The sequence below is a fragment of the Mycobacterium yunnanensis genome, from assembly GCF_025823185.1.
In the GTDB taxonomy this organism is placed as follows: Bacteria; Actinomycetota; Actinomycetes; order Mycobacteriales; family Mycobacteriaceae; genus Mycobacterium; species Mycobacterium yunnanensis.
Genome location: NZ_JACKVK010000005.1, coordinates 171677 through 185615, shown reverse-complemented (window position 1 = coordinate 185615; position 13939 = coordinate 171677). Strand labels below are relative to the sequence as shown.

Below are 13939 nucleotides of genomic sequence, written 5' to 3'. Positions count from 1 at the left end.
TCGCAGCTGGCAACGCCCCACGTAGATCAGCGGCTCACTGCAACGGCTCGGGTGTGAAGGTCACGTCGACACTGCCCAGGGTCATCGTCACCTGACCTTCCATCACCATCACCTGCGCCGAGACCCGTCGATCGACGGTCTGAGCGAGCTGCTGCACCGGCTCGTGCGGTATCCGAACCACCGACAGGTTCGGCAGACCCGCCACCTTGGGTCCCACGGTGCGCCACCAGGTCGCGACGCCGGCGGCGAAGGGGAACAGCAGCACCTGGTCGGCCTGGCTGGCCGCCTTGCCAAGGACGCGTTCATCGGGCTGACCCACGTTGATCCACTCCACGGTGCGGTCCGTGTAGTCGGCAAGCCGCAGGTCCGGTACGCCAGGGGTGGACAGACCGGCCCCGAAGGCCAACTCGCCGTCGACGTCGCCGAGCCGATGTGCGCGGAGCCCAAACGCCAGCACTCGTACCACCATTCGCTCATCGGTCTCACTGGGGTGACGGGCGACGGTCAGCGCGTGATCGGCGTAGTAACCGTGGTCGACGTCGGAGACGCCAAGCTCGACCTTGAACACCGTTGCAGAAAGGGCCACGTCATAGTGTCCACCCCGACCTCGTTCTCCGAGTGGTCGGGCACTCCGAATCGGTATTGGGTTGATTCAGGCCCATGGGCCTCAGCCGACCTCGTCCGCCCGAAGCGACGCGGCGATCGTGGCCAAGGCCTTCACTGCGGCGGCACCGCCCCGCGCGTACTGGGCATGCACGATCGCGCCGTCCACCGCGACGCCAAGAGCTTGGGCGTTGCGGGTGCGATGGGGTCCCGGTGGCAACGTGTCTCTGATGGCGGCGACCATGTCGGTCTTGTGCCGGGCCGCGATGTCGTAGATCTGGGGGAGGTCGCCACCGAGCTCGTTGACGCTGTTGATGAAGGCGCACCCGCGAAACGAGTCCGCCGTCAGCCACTCCTCGATGGCGCCGACGACCGGCGAACGTCCTCGTCTACCCGATGTGGCATGACGCTCGAGTGCGTCGCGGAACCACTCCATCCACCGGTGGTGGCGCAGATCGAGGAAGGCGACGACCAAGGTGTCCTTGCTCTCGAAGTGACGGTAGAAGGTCACCTTGGTGACGCCGGCTTCGGCGATCACCTTGTCGACCCCGGTCGCTCGAATTCCGTTGCGGTAGAACGACCGGTACGCGGCGGTCAGTATTCGCTCGCGAGCGGGCAGCGTGGACACGTCGAGCGGGGGATCGAGTGTGTCGGAGACATTCACGCAAGTGAGTGTAGACAGGTCGGTCTACAGGGGCTACTGTCCGTCGCGTAGACAGACCTGTCTACGCGACGACTTTGGTGCTGCCCGAAAGCGAGACGACGATGACCACTTCCACAGAGGTGAAGAAGCCGGTTCCGCCCTTCACCGACGAGTCTGCCGCCCTCAAGGTAAGACTCGCCGAGGATGCCTGGAACACCCGCGATCCTCAGACCGTCTCGAGGGCCTACTCCGTCGACAGCCGGTGGCGCAACCGCTCGGAGTTCATCACTGGCCGCGAGGAGATCGTGACATTCCTGACCGGCAAGTGGAACCGCGAGCACGAGTACCGGTTGATCAAGGAGCTGTGGGCCCACGGCGATGACCGCATCGCCGTGCGGTTCGCCTACGAGTACCACACCGACTCCGGAGAGTGGTTCCGCGCATACGGCAACGAGAACTGGTGGTTCGACGGGTCGGGCTTGATGACCCACCGTTACGCCAGCATCAACGACGTACCCATCCAGGACGGCGATCGTCTGTTCTTCTGGGACCGGAGTGGTCCGCGCCCAGCCGACCACGCCAACCTGTCCGACCTCGGCCTGTAGGTATCCTCAGGTGGGGAAGTCCGCACTGCGAGAAAGGGTCTCGTTCGCGCGGATGTCGGCCAGGGTGTGCCCGAAGGCGTCGACGACGGCGTCGTATCCGCTGTTGCCCAGCACCAACCTGCGGGGCGGTGGGTTCTGGGCCATCGCCTCGATGACCGCGCGGGCACCGCGGTGCGGGTCGCCGGGTTGCGTCCCGTCCATTGCCACGAACGTCGCCCGAACCTGCTCGAGGATGTCGTGATACACCGGGATGCGCTCGCTGACGGGCTCCTCGGCGAAACCGGAGTAGGCGTTGGTGCGAAACGCGCCCGGTTCGACGGTCAGCACCGAGATCCCTTGGGGGGCAACCTCGTCACGCAACGCGTCGGTGACCGCTTCGATGGCGTACTTCGTCGCACTGTAGTACCCGAACCCAGGGGCCGAGACCAGCCCGGCCACCGAGGACACGTTGACGATCCACCCGTCTCCCCGTGCGCGCATCCCCGGCAGCACCGCCCGGGTCACCGACAGCACCGCGAAGAAGTTCAGTTCGAACATCGCCCGCATCGAGGATTCGTCCATCGCTTCGATCGATCCGTACCACCCACGGCCGGCGTTGTTGACCAGCACGTCGATCCCCCCGAAGCGCTCTTCGGCGGCGTGCACCGCGGCCCGTACCTCGGTGGGGTCGGTGAGCTCCAGCGGCACGACCAGGACGCGGTCACCGTACTGATCGGCCCACCCCGCCAACTCCTGCGGTCGCCGGGAAGTCACCGTGACGACGTCTCCGGCCTGAAGGGCGGCCTCGGCAAAGGCCATCCCGAAGTTGCCCGGGGTGCCGCCGGTGATGAACCACCGCCTGCTGCTCATGGTTCGATCACCACCTGGCTGATCGACCCGCCGTCGGCGAGGGTGAAGCGGTAGTGCAGGTCGGCCACCCCGCCGGGGAAGTCGCCCTCCAGGTGCTGTCCGACGACCACGCCGGTGGCGGTGACGCTCGCGCCGGTGACGGTGGTCGTGTAGGTGTACTCGCTGGCCGCGGTGGCCACCCAGGTCCCGATCTGCTCGGCGCTGGTGTAGTCGTGGCCTTCGTCGGTCACGACCGCATCAGGGGTCAGTGTGGCCAGCACCCGGTCGACCTCACGGGCGTCGAGTGCGGTCATGAACGTGGTGACGGTGTCGGGGAGTTCATCCCATGTCGTAGTCATGACACCACCCTCGAACTTCCCCCAAGGGGAGAGTCAAGCCCTAGCCTTTCTCCATGCCCCGCAAGCTCAGTGACGAAGAAATCGAGGCGTATCTCGACAGCCGCCCCGGCTGGGCGATACTGACCACCATCGACGACGACGGATTCCCGCACTCCGTCCCGCTCGGGTACTTTCGCCTCGGCCGCGACGTCGTCATGGGAGTACGGGACGAGACGCACAAGATCTCCAACGTCGAGCGCAATCCGAATGTGAGCGTCTTGCTCGAGGACGGCTCCACCATGGCCGACATCCGGGGCGTGATGCTGCAAGGTCACGCCCGCGTCGTCCGCGAGTCGGACGAAGCGCTTCAGCTCGCGAGGGAGGGGGCGCGCGCCCGCGGCGTGCCAGAAGCCGAATGGCCGACTGCACCCCGACCGGGCGCCGCCTACATCCGCGTGACCCCCGTCAGGACGAGGTCGTGGGCCTATGGAGAGTCGACGACGGAACAGTCGTAGCGTCGCCGCCAGGGTCGAGCGCGCCCGTCACGACGGCGAACGCCACGATTCCTGCCACCAGAACGGCGACCAACACGACGATGACCACCAGCACCTTCGGGGTGAAGGTGAGGCCACGCGTCGGCGGCGGGGGACCCGGTGGATGCGTGTAGGGCTCGCCGTCCCACCCCAGACCGAAGGGCGGCGACGGCGAGTCGGGCGGGTGGGGCGCCATGATCCTCCGGTGATGTCGACCGTCGACTACTAGTGAGACCGTACTCGTGGCGTCGCCGCGGATCACGAGGTCGGCTCCCCGCCGGGGTCGAAATCTGGGCGTCACTAAGGTCATCGGCGTGAAGGACAACGAACCCACCAGCCGTCTGGACCGCTTCTTCGAGATCACCGCGCGGCAGTCGACGGTCGGCACCGAGATCCGCGGTGGCGTGGTCACGTTCATCGCGATGGCGTACATCATCGTGCTGAACCCGATCATCCTGTCCAGTGCACCGGACGTGGCCGGTAACCGGCTTGACTTCGCTCAGGTGTCGGCCACGACGTCGCTGGCAGCGGGCGTCATGACGATCCTCTTCGGCGTGATCGCGCGGTTGCCGTTCGCCTTCGCGGCCGGCCTCGGCATCAACTCGTTCCTCGCCACCACGGTGGTCGGCTCGGTCACCTGGCCCGAGGCGATGGGTCTGGTCGTGATCAACGGCCTCATCATCGTGATCCTGGCCGCGACGGGCCTTCGCAGGATGGTGTTCGACGCCGTGCCCATGGAACTCAAGCTCGCAATCACCGCGGGCATCGGATTGTTCATCCTCTTCATCGGTCTGGTCGACGCCGGCTTCGTCGGCGCCACCGGCGTGCCGTCGCCACCCGTCGGGCTGGGCAAGGGCGGCATCGGGTCGATCAGCACCGTGCCCGTCTTGGTCTTCGTGTTCACGCTGCTGCTGACCGGGGTGCTGGTGGTCCGGCGGGTGCGCGGCGGCATCCTGATCGGTCTCGTCACGGGCACGCTGGTCGCCGTCGTCGTCGAGGCCATCTGGCACCTGGGCTCGTCAGTCGACCAGCCGGGCGGCTGGAGCCTGTCGGTACCGACGCTGTCCGGGTCGCCGTTCGCGTTGCCGGACCTGTCCCTCGTCGGCGCGTTCAGCCTCGACAGTTTCGGCCGCATCGGTGTCCTGGCCGCGGTGATGCTGGTGTTCACCCTCGTCTTCGCGAACTTCTTCGACGCCATGGGCACCCTGACCGGCCTGTCCCGCGAGGCCGGACTGTCCGACGAGAAGGGGAACTTTCCGCGCGTGAAGGCCTCGCTGATCGTCGAGGGTGCAGGTGCGGCGGTCGGCGGCGCGACGTCGGCGTCCTCCAACACCGTCTTCATCGAATCCGGCGCGGGCGTCGAGGAGGGAGCGCGGACCGGCTTGGCGAACGTCGTCACCGGCGTGTTGTTCCTGGCCGCGATGTTCATCTCGCCGCTGGCGTCGATCGTGCCGACGGAGGTGGCCGCCGCGGCGCTCGTCGTCGTCGGCGTGATGATGGTGTCGCAGCTGCGGCACATCGACGTGTCCGAGTTCTCGGTCGCCATGCCCGTCGTACTCACCGTGGCCGCAATGCCGTTCACCTACTCGATCGCCAACGGCATCGGGATCGGATTCATCGCATGGGTGGTGACGCGGTCCGCGACCGGCAAGGTCCGCGAGATCAGCCCCCTGCTGTGGGTCGTGACCGTAGGCTTCGTCGTCTACTTCGCCCGCGGATGGCTCGAGGGGCTGATCGGGCTCTGAGGGCGGGCCGTTGGCGGCCGACCAGGGTACGGCTCGTCTGTCAGACTGAGGTCTGACGACCAGATCAGCAGGTGACGGGGGACGCGATGACGGGCCAGATGGGCCAGGTGGACCGGCGGCCACTCTACGAGCAGGTCGCCGAGCGGCTACGCGAATTCATCGACACCAGCGGAATGCAACCCGGCGACAAGCTGTCCAACGTCCGCGATCTGGCGACGGAGTTGCAGGTGGGTCGCTCGTCGGTTCGAGAGGCGATCACCGCTCTGCGTGCGCAAGGCATCGTCGAGGTCCGCCACGGGGACGGCATCTATCTCTTGGAGCGGCCCGAGAACATCATCGCGTCGCTGGCGGCCGAACTCGTGGAGACCCACGTCGACCACCCTTACATCTGGGAGACGCGCCAGGCCCTGGAGACGCAGTGCGCGCGGCTGGCAGCGGTGCATGCGACGAAGGCGGATCTGCGCGAACTGGATGCGGCACTCAAGCAGATGAAGGCTGAAATCGATTCGGGGCAGGCCGGATTGGACGGCGACCGCCGGTTTCACCTTGGGGTGGCGGCCGCCGCGCACAACCCGTTGCTGCTCCGGTTGTTGAAGGGGTTGAAGTCCGCACTCGACCGGACGTCGGAGACGTCGCTGACCCGGCCCGGGCAGCCCGAGCAGTCGCTCGCCGATCACCACGGCATCGTCGACGCCATCCGCGCGCGTGACGGTGTCATGGCGGCCGACAGGATGCTCGCGCACCTCGTCGGCACCACCGATCGCCTCGTCAGGCGCTGATTGCGGCGGCGTGCCGCCGCACGAGATGCCGTCGGAACGCGCCGCTGCTACATTTCAGGTGATCTGATCACCTGCACACTCGGAAGAGGCGGCTCATGGGCTCGGGATTCATCGCGGCGAACGGTTTGTGGTCAGACGAACAGCAGGAGGCGGGGGCCAAGTTGCTGTCGCGTCTCGAGGAACTCGACCTTCGGCAGGTGCGCGTCAGCTGGGGGGATCAGCACGGCATCTTGCGGGGCAAGACCCTCGAGGTCGACGCGTTCCGATCGGCGCTGAAGGAGGGCAAGGACTTTCAGACGGCGACGCTCATCTTCGACACCACCAACAACCCGGCCGTGCCGCCGTTCGAGGCGCAGGGCTTCGGCGACGACAGGTTGACCGGGCTGCCCGATGCGGTGCTCGTCCCGGATCCGACGACCTTCCGCGTACTGCCGTGGGCCGACAGAACCGGCTGGGTGCTCTCCGAGATGTACTACCGCAACGGCGAGCGAGTCCCGTTCGACACCCGCGGGGTGCTCTCGACGCAGTTGGCGAAGCTGGAGTCGGAGGGGTTCAGCTTCACGACCGGCGCCGAACTCGAGTTCTACATCACCCGTCTGGTCGACCCGAAGCTCAGCTTCGCCGATTCCGGCTGGCCCCCGGCCGCGCCAGAGGTGACGGCGTTGTCCCACGGGTATCAGTACCTGACGGAGAATCGCGGCGACGAGGCAGACGCCATCCTGTCGGTGCTGCGTGACGAAATCGTCGCGCTGGGAATGCCTTTGGCCACCGTGGAGGACGAATGGGGACCGGGTCAGGTGGAGATGTCCTTCGACCCGCTCGGCGGCATTCGAACCGCCGACAACGTGCTCTTGATCCGTAGCGCCATCAAGCAGATCTGTCGGCGACGCGGGTATCACGCCACGTTCATGTCGCGTCCGGCCTTGCCCAACATCGTCTCCAGCGGATGGCACCTGCATCAGTCCCTCGGTGACGCGGGCGCGGCGAACGTCTTTCCCGGCACCGACGGCACGCTGCTCTCCGACACCGCCATGCACTACATGGCCGGCTTGCTCGAGCATGCGAAGGCCAGCTCGGTGCTCACCACGCCCACCGTCAACGGCTACAAGCGCTACATCGCCAATTCCTTTGCACCCGATCGGATCGCGTGGGCTGAGGAGAATCGTGGCGCCATGATTCGGGTGTCGGGTGCCCGCGGCGACGGCTCGACGCACCTCGAGAACCGAATCGGCGAGCCTGCGGCCAACCCATACCTGTACATGGCCTCGCAATTGATCAGCGGTCGCGACGGCATCGCCCGCAAGCTCGACCCGGGCCCCTCGGCCGACGAGGCGTACACCGCCGACGTACCGCTGATACCGGGCACGCTCGAGGAGGCCCTCGGCCACTTCGCGAACAGTGAGGTCATGCGACGGGAACTCGGTGACGCCTTCGTCAACTACCTCACCACCGTCAAGCAGAAGGAGGTGTCACGCTTCAACGCGCACGTCACCGACTGGGAGCAACGGGAGTACTTCGAAGTCTACTGAGTTCCATTCGCGCTCAACTCGATCCGAAGGCAGGACTCATGACGTTGACGGTGATCGCGGAGCATCGCGAGGCGGCGCCGGGGCCGAATTCGATCACGGTGGCCGCGGCTCAGTTGGGTGGCCCGTGGCTCCAACCCGCGGCACGCCTGACCCGCATCCTGGACGCCGCCCGCGTTGCGGCGGCTGCCGGCGCCACGCTCGTCGCGTACCCGGAGACCTACCTGTCCGGATATCCCTTCTGGCCGTCGCGCACCCACGGGGCGCTGTTCGACCATCCAGACCAAAAGAACTGCTACGCGTACTATTTGGATTCCGCCGTCGAAGTCGACGGCCCGGAACGACGGGAGATGGAGACCGCGGCCGCCGATCTCGGGGTCACCCTCGTCGTCGGCGTCACCGAACGGGGACGCGGTGCCGGCCGCGGTACCGCATGGTGCACGCTCCTGACCATCGACCCGCGGCGCGGACTGGTGGGGCACCACCGCAAGTTGGTGCCCACCTACGACGAGCGTCTGGTGTGGGGGCAGGGAGACGGTGCCGGCCTGCTCGTCCACCACGTCGGCAATGCCGACGTTGGCGCGCTGAACTGCTGGGAGAATTGGATGCCCCAGGCACGCACCGCTCTATACGCGCAGGGCGAGACCGTTCACGTCGCCGCGTGGCCGGGGTCGAGCGCGTTGACCGGTGACGTCACCAGGTTCGTCGCCGCCGAGGGTCGGGTCTTCAGCGTCGCCGCGTCCGGACTGATCACCGCCGACTCCATACCAGCTGACTTTCCGTTGGCGAAACAGCTTCGAGAGGCCTGCGATGCAGTGGTCTTCGACGGCGGCAGTGCCATCGCCGGGCCCGACGGGAAATGGCTCATCCCGCCGGTCGTCGGCGTGGAGGGCGTGATCGTGGCCGATCTCGACCTGGACCGCGTCTCGGCGGAACGCCTCAACTTCGACCCGACCGGGCACTACACGCGCCCCGACGTCTTCCGGTCGGTCGTCAACCGGGCGCGATCGGAACCGGTCCGGTTCACCGACGACGCCGACGGTCTTACCTGAGGTCCCGGGCCCGAGCATGCGGCGTTGCGTGATCATGCGCGCTGATGGAATCATCGAGTGACCTTCGCGGCACCGACTGACGATGTCGTGCGACACCACGCAGGATGTGACGCCATTTCACAGGGACCCGACGTCGACGGGGAGGCCACCCGCCTCGAAGCGGTCAAGCAGTACGTGATGACCGACGCCGACGACTCTCGGGTGTTCACGCGGATCGCGGCCTTGGCAGCGGGAATCCACGGGACGTCGATGGCGACGGTCTCCCTGGTCGACGATCGACGCAACTGGTTCCTCGGTGTGTACGGTCTGTCGGCTGCCGGCGACGTACCCCGCGACCAGGGGCTGTGCGGCCCCGTGGTCGACGGGGAGATCCCACGGGAGTACTCCGCCGTCGTGGACGATCCGCGGGTCCAGGCCAACCCGTTCGTGCGCAAGCACGACATCCGGTTCTACGCGTGCGCGCCCATCCAGGATGCCCGGGGCAACGTGCTTGGCACGGTCGCGATCATGGACACCACGGCGCGCACGACGGGCGCCGGCCAGTTCGACCGCCTCGACGAGGTGGCGGCAGTGGTCATGGAGCAGCTGCAGCTGCGACGGGTGCGCCGAGAGGCGCTGCGTGCCGAACGACGTCGCGGTGACGCCGCGGAGTACGCCCGCCAGGACGCTCGGCGTGACTTCGACGGCGCGGTGACCGCGCGGGACGAGGCGCGGCGCGATCGCGACGACGCGCGGTCGGACCGTCGGGAGGCCGAGCTCGGACGCCTCGACGCGTGGGGAGACCGTGACCGCGCGCTCCGCGATCGCGACGACGCCGAACGTGACCGCGACTTCGCCGAGCACGACCGAGACGAGGTGGCCCAGTACGCGTCGGTCCTGCAACGGACCCTCCTGCCGCCGATGCTGCCGCACATCGACGGGATGGCCGTGTCGGCGCACTACCACCCGGCGTCCACTCGCCAGGTCGGCGGCGACTTCTACGACGTCTTCGCCCTGGCGGACGACCGGTGGGCGTTCTTCATCGGCGACGTCGAGGGCCATGGCGTCGAGGCCGCGGTCGTCACGTCCTTGATTCGGTACACGCTCCGAGCCGCCGCCCTGCACCACCGCGACCTCGCGGCCGCGCTCGCCGAGCTCAACGAGGTGATGTTGCGGGAAGTCCACGGCCGACGGCTGTGCACGGTTCTCCTCGGCTCGGTGCAGCGGGACGGTGACGGTGGGTTCCTGGTGACGGTGGCGACCGGCGGTCACCTTCCGGCTCTGCTCTTGGACCCCGGTGAGATGGCCGCCTACCCGGTGCGGCCAAGTTCGGGGATGGTCGTCGGCGCCTTCGCCGAGGCGGAATTCCAGACGTGCTCGGTGCGGCTGCGGCCGGGGCAGACGCTCGTGCTCTACACCGACGGGATCGTCGAGGCCCGTCGTGGCGCCGACGCCTTCGACGAGACGAGTTTGGCGGCCTTCCTCGCCGAGCGGGCGAACGTCGGCGTCAGCTCATTGATCGCCGACGTCCGAACCCTCGTCCCAAAGCTGAACCCGTCCGACGACGTCGCCCTTCTGGCCCTCGGCGCACTCGACTAGCGGGGCATCTGCAAGGCTGCTCGGCGTCGAATCACGGAGGAGAACGATGCCGTCACCGCGGGATGAAGCTGCGCTACGCCCCTTGGCCACGCATGGGCCCAGGCGTGCGTGGGCCGCCGTCGTGGTGCTCGCCCTCGTCGGCACCCTCAACTACGTCGACCGCTTCCTGCCGGGGGTGTTGGCCGAGCCCATCAAGCGAGATCTGGCGTTGTCCGACACCGCCATTGGAGTCATCAACGGGTTCGGGTTCCTCATCGTCTACGCCGTCCTCGGCATCGTGATCGCCCGGTTCGCCGACCGCGGCATGTTCGGTGCGGTCATCGCCGGCTGCCTGACGCTGTGGGGTGCGATGACCATGCTGGGCGGCGCGGTCCAATCCGGCCTGCAGCTCGCGCTGACCCGTGTCGGCGTGGCGATCGGTGAGGCAGGCAGCACACCGGCGGCACACGCGTACGTGGCGCGAAACTTCGCCCCCGAGAAGCGTTCGGCGCCACTGGCGGTCGTCACCATGTCCATCCCCCTGGCCAGTGCCGCCAGCCTTCTGGGTGGCGGACTGCTCGCCCAAAGCATGGGTTGGCGGGCGGCATTCGTGGTGATGGGCGGGATCAGTGTGTTGCTCGTCCCCCTGGTGTTGTGGGTGGTGGGCAGCAGGCAGAGCCTGCCCGCCCCGCCGCCGCGCGAGCGCATCGCCGCGGCGAATTGGTGGAACGTGCTGCGTAAACCGAGTTTTCTGGCCATGGTGGCCGGCACGTCGCTGGTGTCGGCGGCCGGTTATTCGTTGACCACCTTTGCGCCCGCATTCCTGATGCGCACGCGGGGCATGTCGCTGGGTGAGGTCGGCGTCGAGTATGGCCTGGCCACCGGTGCGCTCGGTGTCATCGGGTTGTTGGTCGTCGGACGGATCGCCGACCGGCTGGCCACCCGTGACCCGCGCTGGCTGCCCCGGATAGTGGTAATCCTCATCGCGGCCCTGCTGCCCGCTTCGGTGTTGGCGTTCGTCGTGCACAGCCAGACGGTGTGCGTCGTGCTGCTGGCACTGGCGTACGTCATCGGGACCTCCTACCTGGCCCCGTCGATCGCGGCGATCCAGCGTTTGGTGCCGGCCGAGCAACGGGCGACGGCGTCGGCCGTCTTCTTGTTCTTCAACGCGACGATGGGTGCGGTCGGGCCGTTCCTGACCGGCGTGATCAGCGATTCGCTCACCCCCGAATTGGGCGCGCAGGCCCTCGGCCGGGCGTTGCTCATCCTGGTGCCGACCCTGCAACTGGTGGCCATCGCCTGTTATGCGCTTGCCGCGCAACGCTATCGGCGCGACATCGTCGAGGAGCCGTGAGTCACGAGCGAGTCACGTCGACGATCGCCGACGCGAACGCCTCCGGCGCCTCCTGGGGGACGTCGTGTCCGATACCGTCGAGCACGCGGTGCTGGTAGGGACCGGTGTAGAGCGCGCGGTAGGCCTGGCCGTCCTTGTTGGGACCGTCGAAGTCGCTGCCGATGGTGATGGTCGGCACCGAGATGGCCGGTTTCGCCGCGAGGCGTCGTTCGTCGGCGTCGTAACGGGCCTCGCCGGGGGCCAGGCTGAGCCGCCAGCGGTAGTTGTGGATGACGACCTCGACGTGGTCGGGGTTGTCGAACGCCGCCGCCGTCAGATCGTAGGTGGCGTCGTCGAAGTGCCACAGCGGCGAGGCGTTGGTCCAGATGAGGCGGTTGAAAGCCTTGGTGTTGCTTCGGTATCCGGCTTCACCACGGGCAGTGGCGAAGTAGTACTGGTACCACCATCCCTGCTCCGCAGCGGGAGGGAGGGGTTCGAGGTTCGCGGCCAGGTTGACGATGAGGTAGCCGCTGACGGCGACCAATCCCGTACACCGCTGCGGCCACAGGGCGGCGACGGCATTGGCGGTGCGTCCGCCCCAGTCGTACCCGCCGAGAACCGCCTGCGGGATGTGCAGCGCGTCCATCAGGGCGATCGTGTCCTGGGCCACGGCGGCTTGTTGCCCGTTGCGCACGGTGTCGTCGGAGCGAAACCGGGTCGTTCCGAATCCGCGTAGGTACGGCACGATCACCCGGAACCCTTGCGCTGCAAGGATCGCGCTGACGCCGGCGTAGCTGTGGATGTCGTAGGGCCAGCCGTGAAGCAGGATCACCGGTGGGCCGTCAGCCGGTCCGGCCTCGGCGTATCCCACGTCGAGGTCACCGGCGACGACCTGCTTGATCGGCCCCAGCGTGTGCTGCGGGGCGGCCGGTAGGGTGGTCCGTTGGGATGTCGTCGGCCCGCCCGACGGGGTGCGGTCGGCAGACGACGCACACGCCGCGAGTGTCAGGCCACCTGCGGCCGCAACGGTCAGTCGACCGAAACCCCTTCTGCTGAAACCGTTCACGGATGGCATTCCCTTCTCGCATGATCGGCGAGGCGTTCGCCGGTCGTGAAGCTCGGCCTCCATTCGACGCGGTAACCGTCATCGTGTCCAACGATCATTTGAGATGGAACTCATCTCATACGGCGATGATCTGCCGGGTGGGACATCCTCAGCGCGTGGCGTCGACGCCGCTGACGGTGATCTCGAACGGGCCCTGCTGTTCGTCGAGGATGTACAGCAAGAGTTGGTCGACCAGGGACGGATCCAGTGTGCGCGGAGCGTCGGGGTCTGGGGTCAAGCGCATGCCCACCGGCTCGAAGCCGTCCAGCGGTAGGTCGTAGGTCTGCCGGACCGAGGCCACCGTCGGGAAGCGTTGGACGTAGGACCAGGATTGCCCGGCGACGCCCAGCTTCAACAGATAGGTCTTGCCATCGCCCAGTGCGTGCACGTGCAGCGCCGTGGCCCCCGCCGCTCGTCGGCCGAGGTTGGGGTCCAGCGGGCCGCGGGCCGAGGCAAACCCTCCGCCGTTCTCCAAGGAGACGTTGCCGGAGAACGTCAGCCCACCGCCGCCGAACGCGACCTGGGAGGTGGACTTGCCGCCCATCACGGGATCGTTGATCGTCGTCCAAGCCGTGACCGCATCGGCGTCGTCGAGGTCGGTCAGCACCACGTCCGACGGCGCGGCGGTCGTCGTCTCGGCAACGCTGGGAGACGACGTGGCGGCCCCGCACGACGCGACCGTCACGGCCAAGCATGCGATCGCGACGCCGGCCAGCCCCCGCCGCAGCCGACGACTGGTGACGGCCGCGAGGTTCAACACCGGCGCGAACCGTCGTTCATCTCGCGGCTGCGCATCGGCATCCCGTCGACGACGTCGTAGATCCTTGTCGTGTCGGGCACCTCGCTGGTGCGCCACTTCTCGCCGCCGTCCTTCCCGATGAGGACCACGCTGAAGGCACCCGCGTCGACCCCGAACTGACCGGCGATCCGTGACGCCTGCCCGGCGTCGACGGGCTGACCGTCGAGCGTGCTGCGGCCTTGGGCCACCAGCACGCCGAGCACCATGTCTCGGGCGAGGAAGTCGCATCGTGTTGCGTCCACGCGGCGCTGCGTCTCGACGAGCCGGGGATCGCGCTCGGTCGGTGCGAAGATCAGCAGGGGGCGACGCTCCCAGCGGTAGTCGCCCAACTCGGCGGCCACCGCGGTAGCCGACCCGAACACCGCGCTCACCATCACGGCGACGAGGACGAGCGTCGACCGGCGGAGTCTGCGGTTGCCTACCATGATGAAACTTGACTCTACCGAGATGCGCGACGATGTCGAGGCGCACGAGTCCGGCGACGAGATGCGGA

General features: G+C 67.6%; 16 protein-coding genes. 8 read left to right on the top strand and 8 right to left on the bottom strand.

The features are described 5' to 3' along the window. Window positions 1-34: 34 nt before the first annotated feature. Complete coding sequence (locus tag H7K45_RS08075) at window positions 35-586, bottom strand: YaeQ family protein (protein ID WP_263995268.1); 552 nt, start codon at window positions 584-586, stop codon at window positions 35-37. Window positions 587-667: 81 nt separating this feature from the next. Next, entirely contained in the window at window positions 668-1267 is a 600-nt protein-coding gene (locus tag H7K45_RS08070; RefSeq protein ID WP_263995267.1) for a TetR/AcrR family transcriptional regulator, read from the bottom strand. Between the two features lie 101 nt (window positions 1268-1368). On the opposite strand from H7K45_RS08070, the gene H7K45_RS08065 reads away from it, so the two are divergent. Then, a complete protein-coding gene (locus H7K45_RS08065; RefSeq protein ID WP_263995266.1) occupies window positions 1369-1851 on the top strand; it encodes a nuclear transport factor 2 family protein in 483 nt (160 codons plus the stop codon). A gap of 6 nt (window positions 1852-1857) precedes the next feature. Here H7K45_RS08065 and H7K45_RS08060 read toward each other — a convergent pair whose 3' ends face one another. Together H7K45_RS08060 and H7K45_RS08055 are read right to left on the bottom strand one after the other, a co-directional pair. Then, window positions 1858-2700 carry an SDR family NAD(P)-dependent oxidoreductase gene (locus H7K45_RS08060; protein ID WP_263995265.1) on the bottom strand — a complete coding sequence of 281 codons (843 nt, stop codon included), beginning with the start codon at window positions 2698-2700 and terminating at the stop codon, window positions 1858-1860. Continuing rightward, window positions 2697-3038 carry a nuclear transport factor 2 family protein gene (locus H7K45_RS08055; RefSeq protein ID WP_263995264.1) on the bottom strand — a complete coding sequence of 114 codons (342 nt, stop codon included), beginning with the start codon at window positions 3036-3038 and terminating at the stop codon, window positions 2697-2699. The genes H7K45_RS08060 and H7K45_RS08055 overlap by 4 nt, the downstream gene beginning before the upstream one ends. A gap of 53 nt (window positions 3039-3091) precedes the next feature. Between H7K45_RS08055 and H7K45_RS08050 the strand changes: the two genes are divergently transcribed. Continuing rightward, window positions 3092-3532, top strand: a complete 441-nt coding sequence (locus tag H7K45_RS08050) for a pyridoxamine 5'-phosphate oxidase family protein (protein ID WP_263995263.1) — start codon at window positions 3092-3094, stop codon at window positions 3530-3532. On the opposite strand, the gene H7K45_RS08045 is transcribed toward H7K45_RS08050, so the two are convergent. Beyond that, a complete protein-coding gene (locus tag H7K45_RS08045) occupies window positions 3483-3746 on the bottom strand; it encodes a hypothetical protein (RefSeq protein WP_263995262.1) in 264 nt (87 codons plus the stop codon). The two genes, H7K45_RS08050 and H7K45_RS08045, sit on opposite strands and share 50 nt — an antisense overlap. A 118-nt stretch (window positions 3747-3864) precedes the next feature. On the opposite strand from H7K45_RS08045, the gene H7K45_RS08040 reads away from it, so the two are divergent. The 6 genes from H7K45_RS08040 to H7K45_RS08015 all read left to right on the top strand — a co-directional run bounded on the left by H7K45_RS08040 (window position 3865) and on the right by H7K45_RS08015 (window position 11563). Beyond that, on the top strand, window positions 3865-5295 hold the full coding sequence (locus tag H7K45_RS08040) for an NCS2 family permease (RefSeq protein WP_263995261.1): 1431 nt from the start codon (window positions 3865-3867) through the stop codon (window positions 5293-5295). 86 nt (window positions 5296-5381) lie between these two features. Further along, the gene (locus tag H7K45_RS08035; RefSeq protein WP_263995260.1) at window positions 5382-6074 is read left to right on the top strand and encodes a FadR/GntR family transcriptional regulator; all 693 of its coding nucleotides are present in this window, start codon (window positions 5382-5384) and stop codon (window positions 6072-6074) included. Window positions 6075-6169: 95 nt separating this feature from the next. Next, window positions 6170-7603, top strand: a complete 1434-nt coding sequence (locus tag H7K45_RS08030; RefSeq protein ID WP_263995259.1) for a glutamine synthetase family protein — start codon at window positions 6170-6172, stop codon at window positions 7601-7603. Between the two features lie 38 nt (window positions 7604-7641). Next, on the top strand, window positions 7642-8652 hold the full coding sequence (locus H7K45_RS08025) for a carbon-nitrogen hydrolase family protein (RefSeq protein ID WP_263995258.1): 1011 nt from the start codon (window positions 7642-7644) through the stop codon (window positions 8650-8652). 87 nt (window positions 8653-8739) lie between these two features. After that, a complete protein-coding gene (locus H7K45_RS08020; protein WP_263995257.1) occupies window positions 8740-10230 on the top strand; it encodes a PP2C family protein-serine/threonine phosphatase in 1491 nt (496 codons plus the stop codon). Window positions 10231-10276: 46 nt separating this feature from the next. Beyond that, window positions 10277-11563: a spinster family MFS transporter gene (locus H7K45_RS08015; RefSeq protein WP_263995256.1), complete on the top strand. Its 1287-nt coding sequence runs from the start codon at window positions 10277-10279 to the stop codon at window positions 11561-11563. 1 nt (window position 11564) lies between these two features. On the opposite strand, the gene H7K45_RS08010 is transcribed toward H7K45_RS08015, so the two are convergent. From H7K45_RS08010 to H7K45_RS08000, 3 genes are all read right to left on the bottom strand, one after another. Further along, window positions 11565-12617 carry an alpha/beta fold hydrolase gene (locus H7K45_RS08010; protein ID WP_263995255.1) on the bottom strand — a complete coding sequence of 351 codons (1053 nt, stop codon included), beginning with the start codon at window positions 12615-12617 and terminating at the stop codon, window positions 11565-11567. Window positions 12618-12756: 139 nt separating this feature from the next. Continuing rightward, entirely contained in the window at window positions 12757-13407 is a 651-nt protein-coding gene (locus tag H7K45_RS08005) for a CIA30 family protein (protein WP_263995254.1), read from the bottom strand. Beyond that, complete coding sequence (locus H7K45_RS08000; protein ID WP_263995253.1) at window positions 13401-13871, bottom strand: DUF4174 domain-containing protein; 471 nt, start codon at window positions 13869-13871, stop codon at window positions 13401-13403. The genes H7K45_RS08005 and H7K45_RS08000 overlap by 7 nt, the downstream gene beginning before the upstream one ends. Between the last annotated feature and the right edge of the window lie 68 nt (window positions 13872-13939).